Annotated in this window: 25 protein-coding genes and 2 tRNA genes; 8 read left to right on the top strand and 19 right to left on the bottom strand. The window is 60.4% G+C overall.

Annotation, left to right across the window (positions count from 1 at the left end; genetic code table 11):
* The 3 genes from ACK4HL_RS01725 to ltnD all read left to right on the top strand — a co-directional run.
* Positions 1–1,149 (top strand): amidase (locus ACK4HL_RS01725; RefSeq protein ID WP_409756106.1); only part of this gene is annotated, 1,149 nt, incomplete at its 5' end.
* Positions 1,150–1,226: 77 nt separating this feature from the next.
* The gene (locus tag ACK4HL_RS01720) at positions 1,227–2,858 is read left to right on the top strand and encodes a long-chain-fatty-acid--CoA ligase (protein ID WP_409756104.1); all 1,632 of its coding nucleotides are present in this window, start codon (positions 1,227–1,229) and stop codon (positions 2,856–2,858) included.
* Positions 2,859–2,882: 24 nt separating this feature from the next.
* Positions 2,883–3,785 carry an L-threonate dehydrogenase gene (gene ltnD, locus ACK4HL_RS01715; protein ID WP_409756102.1) on the top strand — a complete coding sequence of 301 codons (903 nt, stop codon included), beginning with the start codon at positions 2,883–2,885 and terminating at the stop codon, positions 3,783–3,785.
* Here ltnD and araD read toward each other — a convergent pair.
* Together araD and ACK4HL_RS01705 are read right to left on the bottom strand one after the other, a co-directional pair.
* Positions 3,782–5,515 (bottom strand): L-arabinonate dehydratase, encoded by a 1,734-nt coding sequence (gene araD, locus ACK4HL_RS01710; protein ID WP_409756100.1) that lies wholly within the window; start codon positions 5,513–5,515, stop codon positions 3,782–3,784. The genes ltnD and araD overlap by 4 nt on opposite strands.
* An 8-nt stretch (positions 5,516–5,523) precedes the next feature.
* On the bottom strand, positions 5,524–6,405 hold the full coding sequence (locus ACK4HL_RS01705) for an MBL fold metallo-hydrolase (RefSeq protein WP_409756098.1): 882 nt from the start codon (positions 6,403–6,405) through the stop codon (positions 5,524–5,526).
* A gap of 78 nt (positions 6,406–6,483) precedes the next feature.
* Here ACK4HL_RS01705 and ACK4HL_RS01700 point away from each other — a divergent pair, with 78 nt between their 5' ends.
* Complete coding sequence (locus ACK4HL_RS01700; protein WP_409756096.1) at positions 6,484–7,041, top strand: biotin transporter BioY; 558 nt, start codon at positions 6,484–6,486, stop codon at positions 7,039–7,041.
* 59 nt (positions 7,042–7,100) lie between these two features.
* On the opposite strand, the gene ACK4HL_RS01695 is transcribed toward ACK4HL_RS01700, so the two are convergent.
* Positions 7,101–7,177 (bottom strand) — tRNA-Pro (locus ACK4HL_RS01695).
* Between the two features lie 81 nt (positions 7,178–7,258).
* Between ACK4HL_RS01695 and ACK4HL_RS01690 the strand changes: the two genes are divergently transcribed.
* A tRNA-Gln gene (locus ACK4HL_RS01690) sits at positions 7,259–7,333 on the top strand.
* A 250-nt stretch (positions 7,334–7,583) separates the two neighbouring features.
* Here the strand turns inward: ACK4HL_RS01690 and ACK4HL_RS01685 are convergent.
* From ACK4HL_RS01685 to ACK4HL_RS01655, 7 genes are all read right to left on the bottom strand, one after another.
* The gene (locus ACK4HL_RS01685) at positions 7,584–9,278 is read right to left on the bottom strand and encodes a recombinase family protein (protein ID WP_409756094.1); all 1,695 of its coding nucleotides are present in this window, start codon (positions 9,276–9,278) and stop codon (positions 7,584–7,586) included.
* Positions 9,271–9,720, bottom strand: coding sequence for a DUF2924 domain-containing protein (locus tag ACK4HL_RS01680; protein WP_409756093.1), 450 nt, complete (start codon positions 9,718–9,720; stop codon positions 9,271–9,273). The genes ACK4HL_RS01685 and ACK4HL_RS01680 overlap by 8 nt, the downstream gene beginning before the upstream one ends.
* Positions 9,717–10,022 carry a DUF3489 domain-containing protein gene (locus ACK4HL_RS01675; protein WP_409756092.1) on the bottom strand — a complete coding sequence of 102 codons (306 nt, stop codon included), beginning with the start codon at positions 10,020–10,022 and terminating at the stop codon, positions 9,717–9,719. The genes ACK4HL_RS01680 and ACK4HL_RS01675 overlap by 4 nt, the downstream gene beginning before the upstream one ends.
* Before the next feature lie 597 nt (positions 10,023–10,619).
* Complete coding sequence (locus tag ACK4HL_RS01670) at positions 10,620–10,829, bottom strand: hypothetical protein (RefSeq protein ID WP_409756090.1); 210 nt, start codon at positions 10,827–10,829, stop codon at positions 10,620–10,622.
* A gap of 137 nt (positions 10,830–10,966) precedes the next feature.
* A complete protein-coding gene (locus tag ACK4HL_RS01665) occupies positions 10,967–11,848 on the bottom strand; it encodes a recombinase family protein (RefSeq protein WP_409756088.1) in 882 nt (293 codons plus the stop codon).
* 261 nt (positions 11,849–12,109) lie between these two features.
* Positions 12,110–12,688 (bottom strand): DUF2924 domain-containing protein, encoded by a 579-nt coding sequence (locus ACK4HL_RS01660; RefSeq protein ID WP_409756086.1) that lies wholly within the window; start codon positions 12,686–12,688, stop codon positions 12,110–12,112.
* Positions 12,688–12,927, bottom strand: coding sequence for a DUF3489 domain-containing protein (locus ACK4HL_RS01655; protein WP_409756084.1), 240 nt, complete (start codon positions 12,925–12,927; stop codon positions 12,688–12,690). The genes ACK4HL_RS01660 and ACK4HL_RS01655 overlap by 1 nt, the downstream gene beginning before the upstream one ends.
* Positions 12,928–13,124: 197 nt before the next feature.
* Here ACK4HL_RS01655 and ACK4HL_RS01650 point away from each other — a divergent pair, with 197 nt between their 5' ends.
* Both ACK4HL_RS01650 and ACK4HL_RS01645 read left to right on the top strand, forming a co-directional pair.
* Complete coding sequence (locus ACK4HL_RS01650; protein WP_409756082.1) at positions 13,125–13,946, top strand: AAA family ATPase; 822 nt, start codon at positions 13,125–13,127, stop codon at positions 13,944–13,946.
* On the top strand, positions 13,888–14,274 hold the full coding sequence (locus ACK4HL_RS01645; protein ID WP_409756080.1) for a restriction endonuclease: 387 nt from the start codon (positions 13,888–13,890) through the stop codon (positions 14,272–14,274). The genes ACK4HL_RS01650 and ACK4HL_RS01645 overlap by 59 nt, the downstream gene beginning before the upstream one ends.
* 390 nt (positions 14,275–14,664) lie before the next feature.
* Here the strand turns inward: ACK4HL_RS01645 and ACK4HL_RS01640 are convergent, their stop codons facing one another.
* The 6 genes from ACK4HL_RS01640 to dcm all read right to left on the bottom strand — a co-directional run bounded on the left by ACK4HL_RS01640 (position 14,665) and on the right by dcm (position 19,731).
* Entirely contained in the window at positions 14,665–15,039 is a 375-nt protein-coding gene (locus ACK4HL_RS01640) for a hypothetical protein (RefSeq protein WP_409756078.1), read from the bottom strand.
* An 86-nt stretch (positions 15,040–15,125) separates the two neighbouring features.
* Positions 15,126–15,593: a PIN domain-containing protein gene (locus ACK4HL_RS01635; RefSeq protein ID WP_409756076.1), complete on the bottom strand. Its 468-nt coding sequence runs from the start codon at positions 15,591–15,593 to the stop codon at positions 15,126–15,128.
* Complete coding sequence (locus tag ACK4HL_RS01630; protein ID WP_409756074.1) at positions 15,593–16,729, bottom strand: ImmA/IrrE family metallo-endopeptidase; 1,137 nt, start codon at positions 16,727–16,729, stop codon at positions 15,593–15,595. The genes ACK4HL_RS01635 and ACK4HL_RS01630 overlap by 1 nt, the downstream gene beginning before the upstream one ends.
* A 50-nt stretch (positions 16,730–16,779) precedes the next feature.
* Entirely contained in the window at positions 16,780–18,012 is a 1,233-nt protein-coding gene (locus ACK4HL_RS01625) for a type II restriction endonuclease (protein ID WP_409756071.1), read from the bottom strand.
* Entirely contained in the window at positions 18,009–18,464 is a 456-nt protein-coding gene (locus ACK4HL_RS01620; protein ID WP_409756070.1) for a very short patch repair endonuclease, read from the bottom strand. The genes ACK4HL_RS01625 and ACK4HL_RS01620 overlap by 4 nt, the downstream gene beginning before the upstream one ends.
* Complete coding sequence (gene dcm, locus ACK4HL_RS01615) at positions 18,457–19,731, bottom strand: DNA (cytosine-5-)-methyltransferase (protein ID WP_409756068.1); 1,275 nt, start codon at positions 19,729–19,731, stop codon at positions 18,457–18,459. The genes ACK4HL_RS01620 and dcm overlap by 8 nt, the downstream gene beginning before the upstream one ends.
* A 958-nt stretch (positions 19,732–20,689) precedes the next feature.
* Between dcm and ACK4HL_RS01610 the strand changes: the two genes are divergently transcribed.
* On the top strand, positions 20,690–20,971 hold the full coding sequence (locus ACK4HL_RS01610; protein ID WP_409756066.1) for an HNH endonuclease: 282 nt from the start codon (positions 20,690–20,692) through the stop codon (positions 20,969–20,971).
* Positions 20,972–21,007: 36 nt separating this feature from the next.
* Here the strand turns inward: ACK4HL_RS01610 and ACK4HL_RS01605 are convergent, their stop codons facing one another.
* Genes ACK4HL_RS01605 through ACK4HL_RS01595 form a run of 3 tightly spaced genes read right to left on the bottom strand, consistent with a single transcriptional unit; the run spans position 21,008 to position 26,676 of the window.
* Entirely contained in the window at positions 21,008–22,819 is a 1,812-nt protein-coding gene (locus ACK4HL_RS01605) for an AIPR family protein (protein ID WP_409756064.1), read from the bottom strand.
* A gap of 1 nt (position 22,820) precedes the next feature.
* Positions 22,821–23,825, bottom strand: coding sequence for a PD-(D/E)XK motif protein (locus tag ACK4HL_RS01600; protein WP_409756062.1), 1,005 nt, complete (start codon positions 23,823–23,825; stop codon positions 22,821–22,823).
* Positions 23,809–26,676 carry a Z1 domain-containing protein gene (locus ACK4HL_RS01595; RefSeq protein ID WP_409756060.1) on the bottom strand — a complete coding sequence of 956 codons (2,868 nt, stop codon included), beginning with the start codon at positions 26,674–26,676 and terminating at the stop codon, positions 23,809–23,811. The genes ACK4HL_RS01600 and ACK4HL_RS01595 overlap by 17 nt, the downstream gene beginning before the upstream one ends.
* Positions 26,677–26,678: the final 2 nt, after the last annotated feature.

Below are 26,678 nucleotides of genomic sequence, written 5' to 3'. Positions count from 1 at the left end.
CGCTCGACGCAGGGCTCGCCCATCTACCGCGACCACGTTGCCGAAACCTCGGACCTTCTCGTCACCCATCTCGAGGGCCGCGGCGGCATCGTCTATGCCATGTCCAACACCCCGGAATTCGGGGCGGGCGCCCACACCTTCAACGAGGTGTTCGGCGCCACACGCAATCCGTGGAACACGGCGCGCTCCGCCTCCGGCTCGTCGGGTGGGGCGGCGGCGGCGCTTGCCACCGGCATGGCCTGGGTGGCGCATGGCTCGGACCTCGGCGGCTCGCTCCGCAACCCGGCGAGCTTCTGCGGCGTCACCGGCATGCGGCCGTCGCCCGGCCGGGTGGCGGCGAGTGTCTTCGCCAAGATCGACTCGACCCTCGGCATCGAAGGTCCGATGGCGCGGAACGTCGAGGACCTCGCGCTGCTGTTCGACGCCATGGTGGGGGAAGAGCCGGCGGACCCCCTCTCGCTTCCCTCCGACGGCACATCCTATCTCACGGCGGCGCGCTCGGGGTGGAAGCCGCGGCGCGTGGCCGTGTCGCGCGACCTCGGCCTGCCGCCGGTTCACCGGGAGGTTGCCGCACTCGTCATGGCGGCGGCCGAAAAGCTCGCCAACGAAGGGGTGATCGTCGAGGAGGCGCATCCCGATCTCAGGGAAACGCGGGAGTGCGCGCAGACGCTCAGGGCGTTGTCCTATGCCAACATGAGGCCGCTCCTCGAGAAGCACCGCGACCTGCTCAAGCCCGAGGTGGTGTGGAACATCGAGCGGGGGCTCAGGCTCACCGGCGCCGAGATCGCCAGGGCCGAAGCCCAGCGCGGCGAGATGTTCCGGCGCATGCGGGCCTTCTTCGACACTTACGACCTTCTGCTCTGCCCGACCACCATCGTGCCACCATTCCCGATCGAGCAGAGATACGTGACGGAGTGCGAAGGCGTGAGCTTCGACTCCTACGTGGACTGGCTGATGATCGTGCATGCCATCACGCTCACCTGCTCGCCCGCGATCTCGATCCCCTGCGGCTTCACGCGTGAAGGGCTTCCGGTGGGGCTCCAGATCGTGGCGCCCGGACGCGGCGAGGCGCGCCTTCTCGCAGGCGCGCGCTTCGCGGAGCAGGTGCTGGGGCTCGGCGCCATCACGCCCATCGACCCCCGAAGCTGACCTAGACCACCGGTTGCGTAATCTGGCGGAGGTGCCCTTTTGCCGTTAGAAGGTGACGGCCGGTAACGGAGGACACCATGCGCGGCCTGATGCAGGATTTCCCGCTGCTCGTTCACCGCGTGCTCGATCACGCGGCGCGCTGGCACGGGGAAACGCAGATCCTGAGCCGCTCGGTGGAAGGGCCGTTCCACCGCACCGACTATGCGGGCGTGAGCCGCCGCGCCCGGGCACTCGCCTCGGCCGCGGGGCGGCGGCTGGGCCTCCGAATGGGCTCGGTCATCGCCACCATGGCATGGAACAGCTGGCGGCACCTCGAGATCTGGTATGGCCTCATGGGGCTCGGCGCCATCGTCCACACGCTGAACCCCAGGCTCTTCACCGAGCAGCTCGCCTACATCGTCAACCACGCCGATGACCAGTGGATCTTCATCGACCTCAGCTTCGTGCCGCTGTTCGAGGCGCTGCAGGAGAAGCTGCCGCGCGTCAAGGGCTTCGTCATCATGACCGACGAGGCCCATATGCCGGCCTCGACGAGCCTCAGGAACCCCGTGTGCTACGAGAGCCTGATCGCCGAGGGCGACGAGGGCTTCACCTGGCCGGAGTTCGACGAGAACACCGCCTGCGGCCTCTGCTACACTAGCGGCACGACGGGCAATCCCAAGGGTGTTCTCTACTCCCACCGCTCCAACGTGCTGCACGGGCTGATGTGCGCGCTGGGCGATGCCATGGCGCTCTCGAGCCGCGATGTGGCCATGCCGGTTGTGCCCATGTTCCACGCCAATGCGTGGTCCATCGCCTTCTCCGCACCGCTCTCGGGGGCCGCCCTCGTGATGCCCGGGCCGAAGCTCGACGGCAAGTCTCTCTACGAGATGCTGGAGGTGGGCCGCGTCAGCATCACCGCGGCAGTGCCCACGGTGTGGCTCATGCTGCTGCAATATCTCGAGCAGAACCCGGCGCTGAGGCTGCCGCATCTGGAGCGCGTGGTGATCGGCGGCTCGGCCTGCCCCGAATCGATCATGAGGGCCTTCGTCGAGAACTACGAGAGCGACGTGATCCACGCCTGGGGCATGACGGAGATGAGCCCCATCGGCTCGCTCGGCGTGCAGTCGGGACGCGCGGCGCAGCTTCCGCCGGAGGCCTGGTGGCGGCTCAAGCTGAAGCAGGGCCGGCCGCCGTTCATGGTGGACATGAAGATCACCGACGACGAGGGCAACACGCTGCCGCACGACGGCAAGACCTTCGGCCGGCTCAAGGTGAAGGGCCCAGGCGTGGCGAAGAGCTATTACAAGGGCGAGGGGCTTTCCGCATTCGACGCCGAAGGCTGGTTCGACACGGGCGATGTCGCGACCATCGATGAATATGGCTACATGCACATCACCGACCGCTCGAAGGATGTGATCAAGTCGGGCGGGGAATGGATCTCCTCGATCGCCCTCGAGAATGCCGCACTGGGCTGTGCGGGCGTGGCCGAGGCCGCGGCAATCGGCCTTCCGCATCCCAAGTGGGACGAACGGCCGCTCCTCGTCATCGTGCGCAAGGAGGGCTCCGCCGTGACGCGCGAGGAGATCCTGACGCATCTCGAGGGCAAGGTGGCGAAGTGGTGGATGCCGGATGACGTCGCCTTCGTGGCGGAGATTCCGCACACCGCCACCGGCAAGATTTCCAAGATGGAGCTGCGCGAGCGCTTCAAGGACTACCGGTTTTCCTGATTTTTCGAGGGGTGTTTCTGGATCATGACGGCGAAGGTATCGGTGATCGGCCTCGGCTCCATGGGGCTGGGCATGGCGCAGTCGCTGCTGCGCAAGGGCTTTTCCGTGACGGGCGCGGATCTCAACGCCGAGGCGCTGAAGAAGCTGGAGGCGGCGGGCGGCAGCGGCTTCTCATCCGCAGCCGAGGCGGCCCGGGAGGCTGAGATCGTGGTGGTCGTCGTCGTCAACGCGGCGCAGGCCGAGGCGGTGCTGTTCGGCGAGAAAGGCGCTGCCGCGGCGATGAAGAAGGGCGGGGTCGTCATCTGCTCGCCCACCATGTCGCCCGACGATGCGCGCCGGCTCGCGGCGAAGGCGCAGGCGATGGGGCTTTACTATCTCGACGCGCCGATCAGCGGCGGGGCAGGCAGGGCCGCTTCCGGCGAGCTCACCGTGATGGCCTCCGGCACGGCGGAAGCCTTCGCCGCGGCGCGGCCGGCGCTCGATGCCATGGCGGCGAAGGTCTATGAGCTGGGGGACGCGGCGGGAATCGGCGCCGCATTCAAGATGGTGAACCAGCTGCTTGCCGGGGTTCACATCGCCGCGGCCTGCGAGGCCATCACGTTTGCAGCGAAACTCGGGCTGGACCTCGCCACGGTCTACAAGGTGATCTCGGCATCGGCGGGGAATTCCTGGATGTTCGAGAACCGCGTGCCGCACATCCTGGAAGGCGACTACTCGCCGAGGAGCGCCATCGACATCTTCACCAAGGACATGGGCATCGTCAGCGACATGGGGCGGAAGGAAAATTTTCCGTTGCCGGTGGCGGCCACGGCGCTGCAGCTGTTCCTGATGACCGCGGCCGCCGGCATGGGCCGCGACGACGACGCTTCCGTTGCCCGCATGATCGCGAAGATGACGGGGATCGGCCTCCCGGGGGAGCGAAGCTAGTAAATCGCCGGCTCGCCCGTGGGGCCGCCGAAATCGCTCCTCAGGAAGTCGAAGTCGCAGCCCTCGTCGGCCTGGCCGATGTGCCGGGCGAACATCCAGCCATAGCCGCGTTCGTAACGGGGCGGCGGCGGCTTCAGCGCGGACTTGCGGCGGTGGAGTTCAGCCTCGTCCACCTCGAGGCTGATCGAGCGGGCGGCGACGTCGACGGCAATAATGTCGCCCGTCCGCACCAGGGCGAGCGGGCCTCCCACATAGGATTCAGGCGCAACGTGGAGAATGCAGGCACCGTAGCTCGTGCCGCTCATGCGCGCATCGGAAATCCGCAGCATGTCGCGCACGCCCTGCTTCACCAGCTTCCTCGGGATTGGCAGCATGCCCCATTCCGGCATGCCCGGCCCGCCCTGCGGCCCGGCGTTGCGGAGGACGAGGACGTGTTCCGGCGTCACCTCGAATTCGTCACGGTCGATCATAGCCTTCATGGCGGCGTAGTCGTCGAAGACGATGGCGGGGCCTGCATGCTTCCTCAGGTGCGGGGCGCAGGCGGAAGGCTTGATCACACAGCCCCGCGGCGCGAGGTTGCCCTTCAGCACGGCGAGAGCGCCTTCGGGATAGATCGCGGTCTCGATCGAGCGGATCACATCGGCGTTGTGTACTCTTGCGCCTTCGAGCTCCTCCTCCCAGCTCCGGCCGGACACCGTGCGCTGCGAGAGATCGAGGAGGGGCGCGATCGCCTTCATCAGCGCCTTGAGGCCGCCGGCATAGTAGAAATCCTCCATGAGATAGGTCTCGCCGCTGGGCCGGACGTTGGCGATGACCGGCACGATGCGGCTCGCCGCGTCGAAGTCGTCGAGGCCGATCGCGTGGCCCGCCCGGCGCGCCATGGCGATGACATGAATCACCGCGTTGGTGGAGCAGCCCATGGCCATGGCGACGCGGATGGCGTTGCGGAAGGCGGCCCCGGTCATGACGTCCGCGGGCTTCAGATCCTCCCACACCATCTCGACGATGCGGCGGCCGGCTGATGCGCACATGCGCATGTGATTGACGTCATCGGCGGGAATGGAGGAGGTGCCGGGCAGCGTCATGCCAAGAACGTCGGCGATCGCCGTCATGGTGGAGGCGGTGCCCATCGTCATGCAGTGGCCGTGGCTTCTCGCGATGCCGCCCTCTATCGCCATCCACTCCGCTTCCGATATGTTTCCCGCGCGGCGCTCGTCCCAGAATTTCCAGGCGTCGCTGCCGGAGCCCAGCACCTTGCCGTTCCAGTTGCCGCGCAGCATCGGGCCCGCCGGCACGAAGACCGCCGGAACGCCGGCACTGGTGGCGCCCATGAGGAGGCCGGGCGTGGTCTTGTCGCAGCCGCCCATCAGCACCACGCCATCAACCGGATGCGAGCGGATAAGCTCCTCCACCTCCATCGCAAGCATGTTGCGGTAAAGCATCGTGGTGGGCTTCACGAAGGTTTCGGCCAGCGAGAGGGCTGGAAGCTCGACTGGAAAACCGCCGGCCTGCAGCACGCCGCGCTTCACATCCTCCGCACGCTCGCGGAAGTGGGCGTGGCACGGGTTGATGCCGGACCAGGTGTTGACGATGGCGACCAAGGGCTTACCGGCCCAGTCCTCCTTCGCGTAGCCCATCTGCATCAGGCGCGAGCGGTGGCCGAAGCCGCGGAGATCGTCGGGCGCGAACCAGCGGGCGCTGCGGAGGCTCTCGGGTGTCTTGCGGGCCATGATTTCCCCTATGCCGCCTCGTAGTTGCCCTCGGCGGCCCTGAGCTTGCCCTGCGCCACGAGGTGGTCGAGGTGGGCCTGGGCGGAGAGGGCCGCCGCGCCATGGAGCTTCGGGTCGACCTCGGCATAGACGGCGGCGACGATCTCGCCCAGCGTGCGGGCCCCCTGCTCGACGCGCGTGCGGATCGCCTCCTCGCGCATGCGGCGGTGCGCGAGATAGCCGCGTACCAAGGCCCGCGGTTCGCGCCGCGAGGGCCCATGGCCTGGATGGTAGACCTGGTCCTCGCGCTCGAGGAGCTTGCGAAGGGATGAGAAATACTGGCCCATGTCGCCATCGGGCGGCGCGATCACGCTGGTCGCCCAGGCCATCACATGATCGCCGGCGAAGAGCGCCTTCTCCTCCGTCAGGGCAAAGCACATGTGGTTCGACATGTGGCCTGGCGTGAAGACCGCCTCGAGCGTCCAGCCAGGGCCCGTCACCGCATCGCCCTCGGCGAGGCTCACGTCCGGCGCGAAGTCGTGGTCGATCGAGGCATCGAGGCGGAGTCCGGTGGGGGAAGGAGCCTCGACCGGTCCATAGGCAAAGGTGCGGGCGCCGGTCATCTCCTTGAGGCGCCGGGCGAGGGGGGAGTGATCGGCGTGGGAATGGGTGACGAGGATGTGGGTGACCGTCTCGCCCCGCAGCGCGTGGCGCAGGGCTTCGAGGTGGTTCTCGTCGTCCGGTCCGGGATCGATCACCGCCACCTGCCCCTTGCCCACGATGAAGGTCGACGTGCCGCGAAAGGTGTAGGGGCTGGGGTTGCCGGCGAGCACCCGCCGCACGGTGGGCGAGAGCGGAACGGCCACGCCCGGGGCGGGGTCGAAGTCGCGGTCGAAGCGAAGGTCGGTCATGATGAGTTGCGGCGCAGGGACCGCATCCCTATAAACCTGTCGAACGGCATGATTTCAACAGGGTAGGGGTGAACGACCATGAATACCAGCCTTCTTTCCGACCGCCTGTGGCCCGCCTCCGGGGCTTCCCTCGGGCGCGGCGCGGTCCTCGCAATCCTGGGCTCGCTGGTGGTCGCGGCTGCAGCACAGGTCAACGTGCCGATGCTGCCGGTGCCGATGACGCTGCAGACGCTCGCCGTGCTGATGATCGGGGCGGCCTATGGCGCAAGGCTCGGCGCGGCAACCCTGGCGCTCTATGCGTTCGAGGGAGCCGTGGGGCTTCCCGTCTTCGCCGGATTCCAGTCCGGCGTGATGCTGGCGACCTTCGGGTATGTGCTGGGCTTCATCCCCGCGGCCTGTGTCGTGGGGTTCCTGGCCGAGCGCGGCTGGGACCGGTCGGCCCCCAGGATGTTCGCCGCCATGCTGCTGGGCGCCGCCGTGCTCTACATGCCGGGCCTTCTCTGGCTCTCCGCCTGGATCGGGGCTGAAAAGGCCATTGCCTTCGGCCTTCTTCCCTTCATCGCAGGTGACGTGGTCAAGGCCGCGGTGGCGGCCCTGGGCTTCCCCGCCGCCTGGGCGCTGCTCTCCCGCCACTGACCACTTCCGGAACGGAAAACGGCGCGGGGCTTCAGGGCGCCCGCGCCGACTTTTACGAATGGTCGGAGTGAGAGGATTCGAACCTCCGACCCCCTGCTCCCGAAGCAGGTGCGCTACCAGACTGCGCTACACTCCGTCCTTGGCTCGGCGCGGCTTATAGCGGCGCTTTTCGGGCTAGGCAAGCACTGTTCCTCTGGCTATAGGAACCCCGCACTGCTGGGGCGTCGCCAAGCGGTAAGGCAGCGGATTTTGATTCCGCCATTCGGAGGTTCGATCCCTCCCGCCCCAGCCAATCCATCCACGTCGAACCATGAGAATGACAGCTGTCGGAGAACTCTCCGACATTTCCGGGGCTTGGACCGGACAGGGGGCGGCAGGCATGCCGGAGAGACGAACTTGGCGCTCCGCCTGGTGGATTTCACTCGGAAAGTCTCTGCTGCCCCCAATTCCGGTTATGACGCGCAGTGCTGCGCATCCTGATAGGGGGGTAGAACCGCTTCCAATAGATGCGTCGCGATAAAGACTGACTATTGGAGTGGAGTTCAGGCCAGCAGCAAGGCGCGCTGCTCTTCCCAGGAAGCGGGCAGTGGGCAGGCCTTCTTGAGCCGTTCCGGCGTGAGCGACATCGGTTGCATGCCGTCGATGATGGTCTCAACGATGTCTGGTGCCAGGAAGGCGAGGCTGATTTTCAGGCTGATGTAGGACGCCGAGACGCCCTCGGCTTGCGCTAGCGCTGCAATGGTCGGGACCTCTCCGGATGAGAGCGCATCGAACCACCGACGGGCTCTCAGGATTTCGCCGACAAGGCGGGGGTGAGGGTCGGAATCTGGCTGGCCCCCGGTTTCGTCGATCACCAGGCGTACCTGCTTCCCACACCGGAGAAGGTGGCTGGTGATGTCGATCTCGAGGGGCAGACTATTCAGCGGCGACTGTGTCTTCTCGGGGTGCCGGCCGGTGAGGAGGGCGACAAGCCGGTCCCTGTTGATCCTGAGATGTAAGTTTCTCTTATCCATGGTGATGCGGGTAACGAGGTCGCCGATCATCCCGGTGTTAATGATCGGCTGCCTCTCGATATCGACCGCAATGCCCTGTGCCTTTTGCAGTGCGGGCGGAAGGTCTCTGGGACTGTGTATGAGAGCAGCAACCCATTGCTGGTTTCTCAAGTGGCCCGCCAGTGAACGGATGACGATCATCTCGAGGTCAGGAGCGGGAACCCGGAATCCGCTCGTCGCCTGGGGCCTCCCCTCCTTCAACAACGACTTCGAAGTGTAGTACCGGTACTTCGTTCTCCCCTTGCTGCAATGGGTTGGTTGCAGCCGCTCGCCTTGAGCGTCGAACACCAGCCCCTTGAGCAGGGCAGGTGAGGCCAGCTTGCGGCGAGCCTCATCTCCGGGCCCCTGCTGTTCCAAGACCCGCTGGACCTCCGAAAACAGCTTCTCCTCGATGATTGGCTCGTGCTCCCCGGGAAAACACTCGCCCTTGTGTTGGATCCGGCCCCGGTAAAGCGGGTTTTTGAGAATCGTGTACAGGGCGCCCCGGGAGAAGGTCACACCACCCACCACCGAGCCATCCTGCAAGACCTTGCGTTTCGATCGTGTCCCGGAGCTATCCAGCTCCCTGCGCAGGAGCTGCACGGAACGAAGGTCCAGGTAGCGACGGAAGAGGTGTCGTACGGTCTTGGCCTCCTCCGGAACGACGACCAGCTTTCTCGCCTTCACCTCATAGCCAAGCGGCGGATGGCCCCCCATCCACATACCCCGCCTCTTGGAAGCGGCGATCTTGTCGCGGATGCGCTCGCCGGCCACTTCACGCTCGAACTGGGCAAAGGAGAGCAACACGTTGAGCGTTAGTCTACCCATTGATGTCGAGGTGTTGAACTGCTGGGTGACGGCCACAAAGGACACGTTGTGCCGGTCTAGGACCTCCGTGAGCTTGGCGAAGTCTGCTAGGGATCGGGTAAGCCGGTCGATCTTGTAGACCACGATGATATCGATCTCGCCCTTCCTGATATCCTCCATCAGTTCCTCAAGCGCAGGCCGCTGGAGATTGCCGCCTGAAAAGCCGCCATCGTCGTAGGCCTTTGGGACCAAGGTCCAGCCCTCATGCTTCTGGCTGGCGATGTAGGCCGTACAGGCATCTCGCTGCGCCGCAAGGGAGTTGTAGGCCTGATCCAACCCTTCCTCGGAGGACTTCCGGGTATAGATCGCACAGCGGCGAATGACTGGACGCTCAGCCATGGGGCCCTGTCCTCTTCCGATCCCGGGTCCCAAAAAATCGGGGACCAGACCAGCGCACTCCGGTGATCTCCCGGGCAATCTCGCTCAGCGATCTCCAGACTTTTCCACCGTAGGCAAATCGGCCGTCCTCCAGAGCCAGAACTTCATGAACCTTGCCCTGCCACTCCCTCAGCAGCTTGACGCCCGGCTTCAGGGGCAAGGCCTCGCCACTCAGGTGCACACTCGTATTGCCACCATTGCGCAGTGCCCTCAGCCGGGTGGAGGTCCGGCGGCTCAAGCCGCCGAACTCCTGTTCCTGTCTCCTGTAGGCGATGGCAAGCCTGAGCAGTTCCTTGCTCATGGGGGGCGGAGCGTCGTCGTCAGAAAGACGCTTCCACTCGTCCCGCAGGCTCTGCAGATCCGCCCCGGCTAGTCCTGCCAAGAGCTCTTCCGTCCTACTCATGAGCGGACAGCTTCGGTGAGCCAATAACGGCGGCCACCTTCGTCCTTGGACGAATCAAGCATGAGACCAAGCTTTTTCTTCAACGTCCTCGACAGGTATCCTCGCACGCTATGAACCTGCCAGCCGGTAGCTTCCGAGAGTTCCGAGGTGGTCGCTCCCTGCGGACGAGCTAGTAGCGCCCGGATGGTCTGGGACTTGCTCAGAGGTGCGGGAGGCGGCTTCTTGGCGGGTTGCTTCGAACGAGTGCCAGGCGCTGAATTCTTGGTTTGCTTCGAGGTTGAGCCAGATTTCTTGATGGTCATGGTGGTTCTCCTGTTCCGGAGGCCAAAGCCTCCCACCACCGCAAGCCCGCTTGGGGCGGGCTATCGACGCTGTCAGCCAATTGGCCGGGCGTCGTGTCCCCACACATGCTTCCTTTCGGCAGGAAGTCGAGTGGAAAGCTGGAAGAAAGAGGGACTGTACCTTCTGTTCGAATTCCATCTGGTCCGTCATTAATTCCTAGTGTTTTCATAAATTCCTTAGGTGTATCGTCGGTAGCGCAAAAAGCCTGCGGATTGGGCCTGCTTTGCGTCGGCTAGCATCGGGGTCTTCGAACCGCACCCGAGACAACTTGGATTTTCGCGCCGATCTGCTCGGAATTCTTAGTTTGGCGTTTCGGCAGTCAAGATCTCCGATGCAAACCATCATGGGGTGATGCAGTCAGTGAAAGTCATGAGCATCGGGTTCCACGACATTTATCGTTCAACTGCCTAGCAATTCATCGAAAGCGAGAAGCTGGTGCGCTCTTCGGATTTATAGGCCAGGCGGTCGTCGATCCCAGCCAGATATTGAGACCGGAACGTGTGAAGGCAGCGCCATGTTCGAAAGCTGCCTCTTCACTCACCGGATGGTCTTGCGACTTATCCCGCAGCTGCAAACCCGAGGATCTGCCGCTGGCTCGGGCAGTCGAGCGGGAGATCATGAAGCGCCTGCAGTCGGTTGGCTGTCAGTTCTGCAGGGGCGGTGCCTTCCAGAATTGCAGTAATGATGTCTGGCGCGAGGAACCCGAGCGTGACGATGCGGCTCACATAGCTGTCGGTGAGCTTCTCACGCTTGGCGATGTCTAGCATTGAGTTCACCTCGCCAACGGCAATCTGGTGCCACCAGGCATAGCCCCGCGCGATCATAGTGACGAGTGACTGGTCGACAGGCCGCTGCCGGGTTTGGCCACTTTGGAGGATGATGCGAGTCTCGCGACCGCGCCGTCCTACGCGGATCGGCAGTGAGAGGGTGAGGAGGTCATTCGTCGCGCTTGATACTGCGATGAGTTCTCCGTGAGACTGTTGTCCTGGTGCGCCACGGACAATGGTTCCAAGGCGCTTCGCTTTAGCGACAGGATGATCTGCTGCGTCCCAATAACGATATGGGCCAACGCGGGCTTGAGGCCGATCAGCAGTTCATAGGCTGGCTTCTTGGTGATGCTGTTGACGAACGTCTTGGCTCGGCCAACAAACTCTTCAATTTCGGATGGCGATGGATCGGGCGCTGCGATGATCGATGCCACCTGCTGGGTATCGCGTAGAACGCCGTGTATGATCTGGCAGACCGCAGTCTCAATCTCGGGCGCCGATAATCTGATGCCGCTTGTGTTGCCCGGCTCGCGCACGAGAACATTCGAGATGTAGTACCGGTACCGCCTGCCACCCTTGACCGCATGGCTGGGGGTGAGCCGCTTACCTTGTTCATCAAAGATGATGCTGGCGAGAGGGCTCGATACCGCAGCATTGGGCTGGTCCCGCTCCCGGGCATTGTTGGCCTGCAGCATCTCCTGCACCTTCTGCCAAGTCTTGGGCTCAATGATCGCCTTGTGCTGACCCTCGCTCAAGACACCCTTGTGCGAGATCTTGCCCATGTAGATGGGGTTGGTCAGGATGCGGTAGATGTGACCACGGCCCAGAAAGCTGCCAGACGTCCTTGAGGTGGGGCGGCTGGTAATGCCCAAGGTATCGACCGCATCCTTTACGGAGCGGACCGAGCCAAGCTCGAGGTACTTCTCGTAGACCGTCCGGATATGCTGGGCCTCCTGCTCGTCGATGACCAGTTCCCGCTTCTCGACCCGGTACCCAGCGGGACGCAGCCTCCCATCCACATGCCCTTCTTCTTGGAGGCTGCGATCTTGCCCCGGATGCGCTCGCCGGTGACCTCGCGCTCGAACTGAGCGAAGGAGAGCAGAACATTGAGCGTCAGGCGGCCCGTCTTGTGATGAACGGCTTCCCAGCCCTCGTGCTTCTGGCTCTTGATGTAGGCTTCGCAGGCTTCATGCTGGGCATCCAGCGAGTTGAAGTCCTGCTCAAGGCCTTTTTCGGAAGACTTTCGGGTATAGATGGCACAGCGGACGGTCTTGGGTGGGCTAGCCATGGGACGCCACCTTATCGATGCCCAAAGAATGGTCCCCAATGCCGTCATCGACCCCGAGAGTGCTGCGCATCCCGTCACGAACAGTCTTCGACTTCTTCAGACCGAAGAATACCGGCCCGGACCACGGCGTGCCGGAGATCTCTCGGGCGATGACCGACAGGCTGCGCCATGAGCGCTCCTGCCAGAGGAAGCCATCCTCCGTCACCAGCACATGGTGGGTCACGCCCTTCCAGACCCGGATCAGCTTTACTCCGGGGCGCAAGATCGGAGACGCAAACTCTGACACCAGCGGCTTCTCATCTCCTCCACCACGACCCGCTTGCAGGAGTTGACGGTGGATGCCGGGCTTCAGCTTGCCGAAGGTATTTGCCTTGAGCTCCCACGCAATCGTCTGCGTCAGGAAACTCCGCTTCGCATGCCGCGGCGGCTCTGAACTGATCAACTCCTTCCACTGTGACTTTAACTGGGCAATACTCTTGTCCTGCAGCATGTGGATCTGCTGCAGCAACTGGCGCCCAACCTCTGTGTCGGGCGCTGCCTTGCCGATGCCATGTTGCTTCTGACAAGCCATCACTGGGCTCCGGCGATGCGATAACGGCGGTCCTTGCCATCCTCCCGGCTGCTGGTGATATCCAGGCCCATCTTCTTCCTGACCGTCCCGGCCAGGAACCCGCGCACGCTGTGCGCTTGCCATTCAGTGGCTTTGATCAGTTCGGGGATCGATGCGCCATTTGGGCGCTGGAGCAATCCGAGGATCTGCTGGGTCTTGTTCGCTGCCTGCTTCTTGGACTTGATTGCCTTCTTTGCCATGGTGGTGCTCCTTGAGCTCGATGGCTGGCCAATCCAGCCCTCGTACCACCCTAAGCCCGCAATAGCGGGCGTCCTCTGCTGTTGTCGTCTAGGTTTTGGAACGCAGTGATCAACAGCAATGCTTCCTTTAAGAAGGAAGTCCAGCGTCAATACGAAGTCTTATCGAAAAACCTATTCGCGCCAGTTTACTTCGGGGTATGTTGTCTCAGTTTCCGAACATAGAGTGTAATGCATTGCACATATCATCGATTACGATCAAGAACTTCGCCAATTTTTCGGCCCTTGAAGTAAAGACTGGCTCCAGCATTGTCATTGTCGGTGAAAACAAGGTTGGGAAAAGCAACTTCATTCGCGCCTTGCAATTGATCCTCGATCCTGGGCTGTCGGAGCGTGATCGCCAACTCGGCCTCGAACACTTCTGGGACGTCCTGAACGAGGACAAGCTAGGCGAGACGATCGAAATCTCTGTCGATCTGACCGATTTCACCGGCGACCCGCGCCTGATGGCGCACCTTAACGACTGCGTAGTGGACCCAGGCCCGCCCATGGTCGCGCGTCTCACTTACCGCTTCCAGCCAAAGGGAAATCTCGGCCGTAATCCCGAAAGTCTGGCCGACTACGAGTATGTCATTTTCGGCGGCGACGATCCCGATATGGCGATCGGGTCATCCTTGCGCCGGATGCTACCGCTCGACGTTCAGGTGGCGCTGCGCGACGCCGAGAAAGACCTGTCGAGCTGGCGAAATTCGCCGCTGAGGCCGTTGATCGAACAGTTGGCCACTTCGCTTGACGAAGACGCTCGCGACGAAATCCAAGATCAAGTAAACGAGGCGCAAGCCGAGCTTGCCGGCCATGCCGAGGTGGTTGCTACCGCGCAGCGGATCAGCGACCGCCTGATCGCCATCGCGGGTGAGCAGCACGCCGTTCCGCTCACACTCGGCCTAACTCCGACGCGGGTCGATGCTGGCGCCACGCGGTGCGTTTCGCCTCGTTGGCGAGCAGATCGACGGCAGCTTTAATCTGCAGGGACAGACTTATTTGGTGGAAGCTAAGTGGCATGGGCCGCAGATTGGATTCGCCGACTTGATGACGTTCTCTGGGAAGGTCGCCGGCAAAGCCTCTTGGTCGCGCGGTCTGTTCGTCAGCAATTCCGGCTTCTCGGCCGACGGGTTGGAGGCATTTTCGCGTGGACGACAAACCAATCTGATTTGCGCCGACGGGCTTGATCTGTACGAGGTCCTCTCACGCAAGGTGTCGTTGATCGAAGTCCTGGAGGAGAAGGCACGTCGCGCCGCAGAGACCAATCGCGCCTTTGTAGCATTTCGTGACCTGATCATACAGAAATGACGGCAGCGAATCAGCTAACTGCCTTTCCGTCAGATATTTCAACTCGCGAATGAAGATGTAATAGCGCCGTTCTCTATTCACTGACAGCAAGTGAGGTGCCAGAAATGAGTGTGCTGCCGTTCGCATAATGGGGGTCATGGAAGACAGGGCTCAGTACTTCGCGCAGAACTGGTGACTGCGATATGCTCCCGTCGGACCTCTTGAACAGCATTTATAACAATACTTGGCAAAGCGACCGTTGGAAGAAAACGGACAATGTGATCTGCAATAGACTTGTAAAACAGGCACGAGATTGATCAATAGAGACTAATGGTCTGTTGCGCCATTAGAGACTTATGAAACAGCATGCAGAGCGGCTAAACCTTCTGCAGTGAAGATTGTCGTGCCGAATTACTCCGGGTCGTCGTCTTTTGCCAAACCGATACTTGCAATGAGCGGGGCTGTGTTGGCTTCGTATGGCGCTAGGCTGTCACCAAGGCCGAAGAGTGCCCTTTCAAGCGCTTCATTAGAGATTGGCGAAATTTGGGGAAGCCCGTCTCCAGTCAGACCTGTCACATTGCGGAAATCTGCTATCGCAGTCGTTATCCGCTCGAGCTCCTCCTTCTTGTATGTTTTTCCCGGAGCGGAGAATACCTCTTCAATAGTGAGTTCAACCTCATGAAGGGATGCTTGAAGCCACATCAGACGGCGCCGAAGTTTTCCACGCGCACTTGCTCTGGGGTTCTTTGGAGCGGCTTTTCCTGTAAATGCTTCGTCATCTTCCATTGGAATTGTCACCTAGCCTGTCTTGGAAGATACGTTAGGCCGCCCGCACCACAGATTTCAAGAGGTGCTCATGCGGGCTCGGCACGCTAGAATTTCCAACCTTCAGCTTCCATAAATTCTTCAAGTGACAGGCACGAAACGCCAAAGTGTTTGCAGATATTCGGAATCTTTGCAGCGTTGGTTTTGAACTGCTCCATTGTGACAACTGACCGTTTCTCCACAGCTGCCTTGGCGATAATGAAGGGGTCTGCATTCTTGCCCCCTTTCAGAATTTTTTGGGCCTCAATGTTCTGCTGGAAGTGTGGCACACCATAAATCTGCGCAACAAATTTGCCTTCATCGGCAACAGGAGTGGCGAATATATGCTTGTTATCCGAGGCCCACTGCACAGCACTTTCAACCGGGCCGTCTACCAGTTCCCGGAAGCACTCTCGCGTTGATACAACGGCGCCACTCGTGACTAGCCCGTCAAACTTGGTCCATAGCGATGGGAAGCGGGCAGGGTAGTAGTTCTTGAAGAGCGCAGACAGCGGGGAGGTATCGAACACGTACATTATGCACCACCCCGGACAAAATACTCTTCAAGAGCACCAAGGTTCTTCGGCTTGGTATCGAGGTATTCCGCAAGCTGCTCTCTATCGATGCGATTGCGGTAATACTGATTGAATGCGAGTGATATGTAATCCCGGCCGAGATAGGCGATTTTGGTCCGATAATAGTCGCCTCCGCTTCCTTCCTTTTTCTGCTCTGCCCAACGCTTCGCTGCCTCAGTATAGACCTGTTCCGTGATGAGCCGTCGGCTCAGAAACATACGGAAGATGACCTCCCTGCTGACATGGAACAGGGATGCAATCTGCGTTGCCGATGCCTCGGTTGGCTGCTTGCCCAGAAGCTCCTTGCTGAATGCATCTTCAGGTACCAGGAAGCGGGCTGCAAATTCATTGCAGAGGATCTCAATCCTCTGGGACTGGTCGTCCAGTTTGGCAATGTAGTCGTCGTGAATCTTGTCTATGCCGCTGGTATGGAAGAGGAGGTGCGCCAGCTCGTGGAAAATAGTGAATATCTGCCTGGTCTTCGAGGCGCTGTTGTTGACGTAGATGACCGGGAACAATTCATCATACAGACAGAAGCCTGAGAAGTCCCTGGCCTTGAAAGCTTCCTTGAATACGTAGACCCCAACTTTGAGCAGGATGCTGCGCCACTCCTTCAGCGCTGTATCTGCATCCTCCCAAGACTTCTGGGTTTCAATGTCAATGCCGAGATATTCCCTTACCTCGCGTGCCATGTCTGCCACGCCAATTTGTGGGGGAAAGGTCAGGTCACGGGTTATAAGCCTCTCGGCCGGATTGCGCCCCTGATTCAACTCCGCAAGGTTCATCTGCATCGCCTTGCCCTTCCTGAGAAGAAGCCTGACCTGGTTGGGAAGATGTGAGAACTCGGCGTCCGGCAAGGTGCGGAATGTTTCCGCTATCGGAGGAGTCGAAGGTGGGGATGGGAAAAAGAAAACTGCTATTGGAATCTTGAACGCTTCAGACATCTGCTCAAGCTGGGGATAGGAGGGAAATACTTCTCCCGCTTCCCAAGCTTCAATATTCTTGAAGGATTGCTCTGCATCCTCAACAGTCAAGCCGGAGCGCTCGCGCGCCCACGTGACTATAGCCGGATTTATGGGGATTTCCTCTTTTGGCATGCTGGTAGCCTAACACACAGGAGAAGCGGCACAATAAGGCGGGAAACTGGTCATAATGCCTGCCGCTCTCTCACCAACCCGACAAAATCCGATACCGTCATAAGCCACGTCCGTTGTCCGACGCGGAATGTCTCCTGAATCCGCTTCGGCACTACCAGCTGAAGTTTCTCGGCCTGCATCTGGTTCGTCTGGGCTTCCGAGATACTAGGCTCAAGTGTGACAAGGTGCTTGTGTTCGATCCTGCGGGCTTCTGAAAGTACCTGCCGCCAGCGGTCCTTCAGTGTGGACTTGGCTCCCAGCATGGTGAGACGGGCCACGGGGAAGGTCTCATCACGGTACTCGGCCGCTCCGGGAAACAGAAAATCCGGCTTGTTCTTGTTCTCTGTCTCACCCCCGCGTGCAAAACGGATACCGTGAGCGCTGAAAAGGGCCTCAAGGTGTAGCTCCAGTGACTGCCCTGCACGAGCCTTGCGGCGGTTCTGGACGCTGAGAGAGAAGGCGATGAAGTCTTCCACATTGGCTTCGCCTCCGGCCGATATGAAGCCTCCCTTCAGGCGCTCGGCCACCACGCGGCGCTCTAGGCGACGGAACAGCAGCTCCTCGCGTTCCAGCCACGCCATCAATACGGTGTCGGGATTGTCGCGGGCCTCGACCTCCCTGCCAAGAGAGGAGCGGGCCAGCTCCGAGAATACCCGTGTCGTCGGAAACTCCACGCCAAATTTCTCAGTCAGGCCGTCCAGGTCTGCGCCTTCCTCCTCAATGACGATGCCCAGCTCGTCCAGCACATAGCGGGCGGCAAGGCTCAGCTCCTTCGGCTGCTCGTGGGCGATATCCCTGAACTCGATGCCGGACACGGCTGCGTCTGTGAGACCGAACAGCCAGACCAGCTGGCTCTGGGTCGTGCTGTCGGGCGGCGTGATGATGGCCAGCGCTGTGCCGTCGCGACGGAGCGCTAGAAACAGGGTTTCGCCAACCTGCATGGCGTTCGTTACGGCATTGCCGTTGTAGTAGCAGTGATACTCGGCGGCACGGGGCTTGCCCTCGCGCACGTTGGACCAACTGATGAAACCGTCCTCGCTGACGGTGTCGCCATCCGTCGTGAAGCGGATGAAACGGGTGGATATGCCCTTGCGGTTGGCGTCTCCGAACAGGGCGCGTAGCGGCTCCGTTCCCTGAAACTCATGCTGGTTGGACCGCTCTGTGACCGTCTCGACCAGCGTGAGCCGCTTGGCCACCACGCCTTCAAAAAGGTCGGACACAAGGCCTCTGCGGACCGGGCTCATTTCGTCCCCCTTATCTCGTCGTGCTGCCGTGCTGAGCGCAGCCATGCAGCACACCGGGCAATCACGTCCCCGGCCGTGAGCCTGCCCGGCCCTTTCAGTGCACATTCCCAGACGGTGAGCACGCGCCAGTCTGCCGCCAGCAGGCTCTCTTTCACCTTCGCGTCCCGCGCCACGTTGCCGGTGATTTTGGTGCGCCAGAACTCCTGCCGGGTCGACGGCCATTTGAAGAGGGCGCAGTCATGCCCGTGCCAGAAACACCCGTGCGCGAAGATTACCGCGCGGTGCTTCGGAAACACCATGTCAGGCTTGCCGGGAATGCCCTTCACATGCAGCCGGTAGCGGAATCCGGCCCGATGCAGACCCTGGCGGAGCACAAGCTCCGGCCTGGTGTCGCGCCCCCGGATTCCCGCCATCATGCGGCTGCGGACCTCGGGCGCGACGATATCAGCCATGCGCGGCCTTCTTCTTCGGCTTCGCCTTCACGGCCTCCGCCTTCGGCGGGGCAGGGAAGGGGGTCACCTTCTTCCGGTCACGCGCCACAGCCTCCAGGATATGCGGCTCCATGTGCCGCGCCACGACCTTCACCACCGGCACCACCACGGCATTGCCGAACTGCTTGTACGCCTGGGTATCGGATACAGGGATAATCCAGTCGCGGCCGTCATGATGCACAAAGCCCATAAGCCTTGCGCACTCGTCGGGCATGAGGCGGCGCGGTCTGGTACCCTTCTGCTCGATGAGGATTTCAGAGCCGTCCTTGTAGTAGCGGGCTGACAGCGTGCGGGTCACATCGTTGGGACCGAACACGCTGCATCCGAAGCCATTGCCCTTGCTGGCGTGCTTCTCCTTGTAGTCCTGGAGATACTGCCAGAGATGGGCGGTGAGAGTGTACTTCTCCGGCACACGGTTATGGCCGTTCAGGATGCTGCCTAGGCGCGGGTGCGGGCCATCCGGCTCGAAGTTCTCGAAAGTAAAGCTGCTCTCGTCCCTGAAGCCTGCGATGAAGATGCGCTCGCGCTTCTGTGGCACCCAGGGGTCAGAGCTGATGACGCGGTGCTTCACCGTCCTGTAGCCCAGCTCGCGGGTCAGTGTGTCCATGATAACCGCGAAGGTGCGGCCCTTGTCATGACGCTCCAGGTTCTTCACGTTCTCCAAGAGAAAGGCGGCGGGCCGGTGGTGCCTGATAATCCGCTCGATCTCGAAAAACAGCGTGCCCTGCTTGTCGCAATCGAAGCCGTGCGGCCGCCCCAGGGCGTTTTTCTTGGAGACGCCTGCAATGGAGAACGGCTGGCAGGGAAAACCTGCCAGGAGAACGTCGAACTTCGGTATCTTCTCCGGGTGCTCGCCATAAGGCCGGATATCACCGGCAATCTCGTGGTCATCGCCTGGGAAGTTGGCGCGGTAGGTTTCGTTGCAATACTTGTCCCACTCGCTGGTGAACACGCATTTGCCGCCGATGCTCTCGAAGCCCAGCCGCAGGCCGCCGATACCGGCGAAGAGGTCAATGAAGGTGAAGGCGGGCGGGCCTGCCTCGTGCTTCGCGCGTCGCGCTATCTCCTCTTCCAGGAGCTTCACATAGAGCGGGGAGGGCTCGTGCGTGCCGTCCTCGTAGCGCCGCATCTGGCGCTCGCTGCACCCGGCCCGGAAGGCGGCCTCGGCAAGGCTCAGGCCTGCGCGTTCCCGCAGGTCCTTCAGGTGGGTCTTTGGTTTTTTCGGCATGGGCACCCCGAATCATCTCTGGGATGATTTTGGACAGGGTGTCACAAAACTTCCCGCCTGCCAAAAGATTGTTCTATGTTTGTCCACTGTTCTGTCGATCTGCAGGCTCTCTGCCTGTTGTTGTGGTTGGCGAGGGTTTGCACTGCATCCGCCCGTTGATATCATCAACCCGGCTGTTTGAAGTACAAGGGGGAAAGCGGAAGCAAAGACTTCAACGTCGCGGCCGAATTGAGATCATGGCGATTTCCATCCCGAGAGACGTGATTGATAGTGAGCATGGCAAGGGCTTGGAGCATCATCACTCTGGGTGACGACCGGCAGTACGGAGGTAACACTGGTTACGCCGATATGCCCGGGCGCCAGTACCGCTACGACAGCAACGTTGCGAATCATCGGCAGCTGGCTTCCGGAGACCTCGTCGTAGTCCGGGACCGCGAAGTGGCGCAGGGGTTGGCCCGGATAGTTTCCATCTCGGAAGAACCCGGAACCAAGATTATTCAGCGGTGCCCGGAGTGTAACACTACGAGCATCAAACGGCGACCCACGATGAGCCCACCCTGGCGCTGTGCAAAGGGGCATGTATTCGGTACTCCAATAGCTATGGAGGAAGCCGTAGTCCAATACACCGCCGATTTCGGGGACACATTTCAACAACTGCCAGAGGGGATTACGGCACAGCAGCTCAAAGGATTGGCTCTCCGTCCAAATGACCAGATCTCAATCGAGGAGCTGGACCTTGCCGGGCTTGAGGTACTACTACAACTTCGCTCCAAGAGGGCTGCCGAGGCTGTGTCAGTATGTGCGATGACTTCTGCACTGAAGCCGGACGATGCAGCTGAGGACAGTGCCGAAGCGCCATTTGAACCTTCGACGCTTAATCAGAGGAGACGAGTGCTGCGAGAGATTGCCACGCGAAGAGGGCAGCGCTTATTCCGAAACACGCTCATCAGGCGATACAATGGCACGTGTGTTGTTACCAAAACAAGGCGGCCGAGACCGGACGCTTACCCACATCTGGCCATATCGGAGCGAGCAGGATAATCACCCCGAGAACGGACTGCTACTTCGGACGGATATGCATACCTTGTTCGACCTGAACCTGATGGTCATCCATCCTGACACATTGGCGATTCATCTTGATACGCGCGTACGCCGACACGGCTACGAAGATCTTGGTAATCTATCGCCGTCGCGGGAAGCTTTGCGCAACCGCTGGAAAGCGTGGCACCAATTACGATGACACCAGCTCATCGCCAGATCAGCAAGTCGAACTTGATCAGTGCGATGGCTGTCTGAGTTCCGGAATGTTAGCCTTCGGTTCTGGAAATGTGGCAGCGCGCACCCTGTTCCAAGTATCGATGCGCTTCGCTACTTCCGAAATCTGCTGTCCCGGAGCGATGCTGCCAAAGACCGAATTCACAACCAGAGCCCACTCCCACAACAGATCGCGGAGACCCGAGGAAATGTCCTGACGGAGCCAGATCTGTTCAAGATCAAGCCGGTCGCCTAATCGGTCTGCCACGACCGAAACAACGTAGGTTGCAATATTGACCCAACCCTGCCGAAAAACCGTCTTTGCCTCTTTGGTCTTGATCATGCTCTCTATGGACTTGAAGAGTATGACCTTGGCTATCATCGAATGATACCAGCGCGTATCAAGGGGATTGGGCACAATCGAGGGGTCTTCATCCAGAGCGGCCATGAATGCTGCGAAATTCTTTTCACCTGCCATTGCCACCTGACTGGGTTTGCCACGCCAGGCCTCGTGAAACTTGGCGATATCGTTCTTGGTCAGCTTGCGCTTTGGGGAGACAATCTCCTTCAGCTTGTTGCGGCGAGCAGGAGTGGTGCCCTCACGCAGCAACATCACATTATATGCGCCTGCAGCACGTTCGTAAAACCACCTCGCCGAGCCGTCAGGGCACCAGGTTTCGTTCGCCAGCTTCTCGAGCTGAACATGGAATGGCCGGTTTGCAGACAGATCTGACAGTTTGACTGCATTCTGGCTGTTGGCAAAGCGCGATACGTTGCTGATCAGCTTCTCGCGGGCGTCGTCGTCTGATCCCTTCAGAATGATTATCTTTGCAGGCACCATGACGTGGCTGAGATCGATGGTGCGGTCATCGCGGGATGCAAAGTAGATGGTGGAAGTGGTCTGACCGCCATTAACTATCTGCAGGCCCTTGACAAATGAAAGACCGATGTATCCATCTTTGGTCTGTTCGAATTCTGCCCTGTCACAGACAAGAACCAGACCATTGTTGAAGGCCAGAAAGTGTTCGGGCTCCATCCTGAGAGTTTCGATGATGCCCCTGTTCACAGTTTTCTTCGTACCGAGGAACGTACGTACATTTGCCTCAAGAAGTCTTGAGCCAAACCGGAGGTACAGATCCCTGATGATCTGGCCCGGGATTGCTGTGAGCACGTATTCATAGTCAGCGTCGGGATCGGGGACATGAACACATGGGAGCGGGCGTCCGACCGACTGGACAAGGCTGAGCGAGAGTTCATCTCTCGGCTTGCCTTCGGTGTGGCGGAACAGGCGTTCGATGTCCATCGCCTCCACAGCGACCATTTTGCCGTGGACTTCCTTGTCAGCGAACCGCTTTGCCTTTGTGCGCCCGTCAGTGATTACAAACACGCGGAGACGATCAAGGTTAGCCCATCTTGACCGGATCGTTGAAACAAGATCACGAACCGGGTGCGTGGGATCTATGCGGCTCTCGAGGTTTCCCCCTGCAGCGCGGAACAGGAAGCGGATGCCTTCAGTGGCGGTTGCGACTGCACCTGCATCGGTCAGGTCACTTATCGCCTCGGTCCCGAAGTAGTTTGAAACGAAGAGATCCAGAGCCGTCTCATCAGAAGAAAGGGCATAACCGGTGATGCGAAGCTTCGCGTTTCCGATCGTGCCATTCCAGTGGCATACAACCGGTGTCTCACAACTTACTGTTTCTGCCACGTGTTCCATGACTGTCTCCGAAAAGACAAGCTCTTCGGAAGGAAAGGGGCCGTCGTCAGCGCGAACACGGTCTGCGACAGTCTGTTGGACGTCAGAACGGAAGTTGCGGTGAAATTCTTCGAGGTTCATATCAATTCAGTCCAAATGCTTGCAATACGTCCGGAATCGCGACCGCAGGAACCTCAACGGCGTCGAGATCGACTACATATGCCGCTGAGCGGACTGCAGCTGGCAAGGCGGCCCGCGTCAGGCGTGGCATGTTACCATCCGAGAGGAAGGCCCTGGCGTCCTTGAGCACGAGGGAGCGCCCGTAGAGTGAAGAATGCTCATCAAGATAGCCCATCACCATCAGGAGGGCTTCGAAGCCTCGCACAGTTCCTGCCTCTGTGAACCTGCCGCGAAGAGCGGTTACGAGGTCAACAAGCGAGGTTCCTTCTGTACTCTCCTCGAAGCGCATTGCACACAGGAAAACCGGCGTCCGCTCACTGTCCAGCTGCTCGATGCTGTTGATGCGAGCAAGAAAGGCGCCCGTGCGTACGGTACTCTTCACTTCTATGGCGCCCGCGCGCACGTGAAAGTCCTGGGCGGCGCGCAGTGGCCCGTGCCAGCAGTCAAGAGCCCCCACCCCAAGCGGGGATTCCATCAGCAACCGGAGCATCCAGAGTTCTCCCATCAGCCCGACCTGGGCGTCGGGCGAGAGCGGCCGGTGGGTTTTGGCCATGAACGCCTGCCACTCCCTGACCCTCTCGAGGAAGGAGTCCAGCGTGTTGCGGTGAGATGTGGATGCCGCAGCGCCGAGAGTTCGCAGCACGTCCACCGCCATGACCGCGAAGATGTCTGGCGATCCCTCGACACGCCGCACAAGAGCGATCGCAGTCTGCCCCGCGAAGGCCTGCTGACCTGCAATACAGTGGACATCGAAGCCCTTGCCCTCCGGAAGGCGCGCCGGATTGACCGGCCATGCCCCGGGGAAAGTGACTATCAGTGCCTCACGCCCTGCCGGAAAGTGGCAGCCAGCCTCCACCGAAACCTCAGCCATCTTCGTGAGGTGAACAAAACGCCAGTCCTCACCTGCCTCCTGGCGCGCGAGCGCCCTCCAGGCCCGTGAGAGCCCTTCCTCACTCCACCCAGTCATTTAGTCCTCCCCACAGGACACTGTTGGCCATGTATTTCGAATTCGAAACCCTTCGCTCCGATGTGCTCGACGGGAAGCTGATTGCCCACCCAGCGATGGGATCTGCGTCAGCGAGTTCCGGGACACTGGCCCCGGCCGGATCCAGGAGATAGAGCATCAGCAGTCCGCGATCCCGACGATGAGGCAGGCCGGTATCAGGATTGCCCTCGCCGAGAATCCGGCGGATCTGTGGTCCCCGGGGTTCCGTTGGAGGGTCCTTTCCCTCATTGCGGTCCACATCATTGCGCCAGATTTTCCGGCTGAGCTCGAGGGCGGCTGTCCATTGATCTTCGGTGAGATCGATGGCCTGATCTCGGGGCGAAGTCAGTGCCTTGATCGAATAGCGGTCAGCATGTTCGGTGGTACGCTTGCGCTGCAGCATGTTGATCGCGCAGCCGCCGACAATGCGGCTGATTTCATCCGGGCCGCTTTCCTTGCCAATCATCGCTACAGTCCAGTTGATCAGCTCCTGATCCTTGTTCATCTCTTCGATAAAGTCGGCGATGAGAGGGCTCATGATCCGAAAGCTTGCAGGATGGGTCCTATACTCGCGAAGAAATGTGATCACGTTCAAGACTGGCACGTCCCTCCACAGGTGGCCGCTCCACTTTTGTCCGTCTGGGACGAAATACTGCTGATTCAGGTCGAGCGGCGACCCCAGAGCTTGTATGAAGCGCTCCGCAGCGCGGAAATTGGCTGTGATGTCATCCTTCCGGTTTGGAAAGACAATTGTCTGCAACAGATCTCCGGAGTAGGTCAGCTGCATTGCACGTGCGTTTCGCATTTTGGCGCGTGATGTAACAGTCAGTACCGAATGGGACTTGACCCGAAGACCGAACTGTTTCGGTGTTGCACCTGCCGCAACCATATTGTCGAATTCCTGACGCAGCTCCTCGGCAGCATCAGCGATGTGGCCAAACCACTCTGTTAACTCTGTCGGCGTGTAGAGACGACAGACATCGAGGTAGCCATCCCGATAGCCGAACCACCGGCCCATCTGCATCAGCGTGTCATACATGCGTGCAGTTCGCAGGAAGTAGCTAGTGCAGAGCCCCTCGAGTGTAAGGCCACGCGCCAGTTTGTCGCCACCGATGGCGATCACCTTGAGTCCGGTACCCTCGTTCTCCGCGTAGTCCAGCGCATCCTTCGCGGTGCCATTGATTTCGCGCACCCGGATGTCTGAAAGGATATCCGGAAGTACTTTTCGCAAGTCGTCCCAGCTGAAGTCTTCGAGCGTCTCTCCCTCCACCAGCGCACTGCGGATTCGCTGCATATTGGGCCGGAAAGCTGTCTCGTACTCGCTCTTCATGGATGCTTCGAGATCGGCGAGATCGATACCACGGGTGTATCGCCCCTTGAGATTGCGGAGGTATTCTGCAACCTGGTTTACAACCACATTCTGCACGGAAGTAAACCGGGTGACGTGGATGAGCATGGAAGAATGCCTGTTACCCTGACCCCGGAGCGCGCGAACAGCGCAGGCAAACACAAATGACCTGACCGCTTCTGCAAGCGAATCCGGGATGCGGTCTTCTCCTTCCCAGCGGGGACGATAGCCGTTCTTGTGCCGTGGAGGAATCCAAGGCTCGAAGTCCTCATCGGCCAGCGGCCGGACCAGTGGCAGGTCGTCAGGCGCGCTGGAGGCGGAACCGAAGACCCTACCGGGACCGATATAGTTTGATGGTGCCGCTAGCGCGGTGATAAAAGCCGCGGGGAAAAGGTCGGGCCCGTGTTCCTGCGTCTCGCCACGATCGTGTATGAATATGTTAGCGAAAGGCGTGGCGGTGTATCCCACATAAGCTTTTCGGGAAAAATGATGAAGGATCGACCGGATAAGCCGATTGATTGTCTTTGGCTCATGTTCGAGGTCGGGATTGCCAAATTCGTCCACTACATCTTCGCCGGTGTCGACTGATCCGTGATCGGATTCATCGTCGATCACGAGCAGCGGAAGATTCGTGACGAGCTTGCGGCCTGTGACCGGATCGAAATGGTTGGCGACGCGATTGCGAATCCAGTGCACCAGGCGCTCAAGCACTGTTTTGTTCTTCTTGACCACGAAAAGCCAGGGCCGCTGCTCCGGGCTGATGTTCATCTTGGCTGCAACAGCAGTGTTGAAATCCCCCTTGTCGCTGCGATTTGTTGCGGCATTCGGGCGGACAGATGTGTCGCTGTCAATGAGTCCGACACCAACCGCCGGAAGTTCGTCTGCATCCGCAATTGTCGCGAAGCCGAGAAAACCCTCATCCATACGGATCTGTGTCTGGGATCTGAGATTGTTATGCAGGCCGGCAAGAACGATGATAATCTTGTAACCTGCATCTGCTGCCTTGCAGATCAGGCCAGTGTAGTTCCCGGTCTTTCCAGATTGTACATGACCGACGACAAGGCCGCGTCGATCCCAGGCCCCTTCCCGTGTTGGATCCTCAAGCTGCGAAAGGACCTCGTCAGTTGCCACATCGAGAGCATCAAGTGCGTTCCACGGAATCCTGGTTTCCATGAACTCCGAATAGCGGCGCCAGTAGGTCCAGCCCTTCTTGCGCTCCGCGTCGAGCCAGGGAATGTGATCTTCGCCGCTGGAGAGGGTCGCATTGTCGCCGACAGTATGGCTTGAGCGACGGATCAATTCATCCATCAACGCTTCACGATCAACTAGTTCGAAGTCCTCCGCCATCACGATCGAGAGTTTGTTCAACTCTTTCTCGATCATTTCGGGAGTCACCGTGCTTTGCGCGCGTTCCGCCGAGAGTCGCAGCATGTTCTGCGCCATCGAGAGTAGTGAATCGAATGCCTTCTGGCTGGACAGCGTCATTT

The sequence above is a fragment of the Aestuariivirga sp. genome, assembly GCF_046294715.1.
Classification (GTDB): domain Bacteria; phylum Pseudomonadota; class Alphaproteobacteria; order Rhizobiales; family Aestuariivirgaceae; genus Aestuariivirga.
The sequence above is the reverse complement of the archived record's forward strand: the minus strand, read 5'-3'. Positions and strand labels throughout refer to the sequence as shown.

What these genes read in the sequence shown, in the direction of transcription:
- ACK4HL_RS01720 (WP_409756104.1), top strand. Translation starts at nt 1,227, where the DNA reads ATGCGCGGCCTGATGCAGGATTTCCCGCTGCTCGTTCACCGCGTGCTC.
- ltnD (WP_409756102.1), top strand. Translation starts at nt 2,883, where the DNA reads ATGACGGCGAAGGTATCGGTGATCGGCCTCGGCTCCATGGGGCTGGGC.
- araD (WP_409756100.1), bottom strand. Translation starts at nt 5,515, where the DNA reads ATGGCCCGCAAGACACCCGAGAGCCTCCGCAGCGCCCGCTGGTTCGCG.
- ACK4HL_RS01705 (WP_409756098.1), bottom strand. Translation starts at nt 6,405, where the DNA reads ATGACCGACCTTCGCTTCGACCGCGACTTCGACCCCGCCCCGGGCGTG.
- ACK4HL_RS01700 (WP_409756096.1), top strand. Translation starts at nt 6,484, where the DNA reads ATGAATACCAGCCTTCTTTCCGACCGCCTGTGGCCCGCCTCCGGGGCT.
- ACK4HL_RS01685 (WP_409756094.1), bottom strand. Translation starts at nt 9,278, where the DNA reads ATGGCTGAGCGTCCAGTCATTCGCCGCTGTGCGATCTATACCCGGAAG.
- ACK4HL_RS01680 (WP_409756093.1), bottom strand. Translation starts at nt 9,720, where the DNA reads ATGAGTAGGACGGAAGAGCTCTTGGCAGGACTAGCCGGGGCGGATCTG.
- ACK4HL_RS01675 (WP_409756092.1), bottom strand. Translation starts at nt 10,022, where the DNA reads ATGACCATCAAGAAATCTGGCTCAACCTCGAAGCAAACCAAGAATTCA.
- ACK4HL_RS01670 (WP_409756090.1), bottom strand. Translation starts at nt 10,829, where the DNA reads ATGCTAGACATCGCCAAGCGTGAGAAGCTCACCGACAGCTATGTGAGC.
- ACK4HL_RS01660 (WP_409756086.1), bottom strand. Translation starts at nt 12,688, where the DNA reads ATGGCTTGTCAGAAGCAACATGGCATCGGCAAGGCAGCGCCCGACACA.
- ACK4HL_RS01655 (WP_409756084.1), bottom strand. Translation starts at nt 12,927, where the DNA reads ATGGCAAAGAAGGCAATCAAGTCCAAGAAGCAGGCAGCGAACAAGACC.
- ACK4HL_RS01650 (WP_409756082.1), top strand. Translation starts at nt 13,125, where the DNA reads ATGTTGTCTCAGTTTCCGAACATAGAGTGTAATGCATTGCACATATCA.
- ACK4HL_RS01645 (WP_409756080.1), top strand. Translation starts at nt 13,888, where the DNA reads ATGCTGGCGCCACGCGGTGCGTTTCGCCTCGTTGGCGAGCAGATCGAC.
- ACK4HL_RS01640 (WP_409756078.1), bottom strand. Translation starts at nt 15,039, where the DNA reads ATGGAAGATGACGAAGCATTTACAGGAAAAGCCGCTCCAAAGAACCCC.
- ACK4HL_RS01635 (WP_409756076.1), bottom strand. Translation starts at nt 15,593, where the DNA reads ATGTACGTGTTCGATACCTCCCCGCTGTCTGCGCTCTTCAAGAACTAC.
- ACK4HL_RS01630 (WP_409756074.1), bottom strand. Translation starts at nt 16,729, where the DNA reads ATGCCAAAAGAGGAAATCCCCATAAATCCGGCTATAGTCACGTGGGCG.
- ACK4HL_RS01625 (WP_409756071.1), bottom strand. Translation starts at nt 18,012, where the DNA reads ATGAGCCCGGTCCGCAGAGGCCTTGTGTCCGACCTTTTTGAAGGCGTG.
- ACK4HL_RS01620 (WP_409756070.1), bottom strand. Translation starts at nt 18,464, where the DNA reads ATGGCTGATATCGTCGCGCCCGAGGTCCGCAGCCGCATGATGGCGGGA.
- dcm (WP_409756068.1), bottom strand. Translation starts at nt 19,731, where the DNA reads ATGCCGAAAAAACCAAAGACCCACCTGAAGGACCTGCGGGAACGCGCA.
- ACK4HL_RS01610 (WP_409756066.1), top strand. Translation starts at nt 20,690, where the DNA reads ATGGCACGTGTGTTGTTACCAAAACAAGGCGGCCGAGACCGGACGCTT.
- ACK4HL_RS01605 (WP_409756064.1), bottom strand. Translation starts at nt 22,819, where the DNA reads ATGAACCTCGAAGAATTTCACCGCAACTTCCGTTCTGACGTCCAACAG.
- ACK4HL_RS01600 (WP_409756062.1), bottom strand. Translation starts at nt 23,825, where the DNA reads ATGACTGGGTGGAGTGAGGAAGGGCTCTCACGGGCCTGGAGGGCGCTC.
- ACK4HL_RS01595 (WP_409756060.1), bottom strand. Translation starts at nt 26,676, where the DNA reads ATGACGCTGTCCAGCCAGAAGGCATTCGATTCACTACTCTCGATGGCG.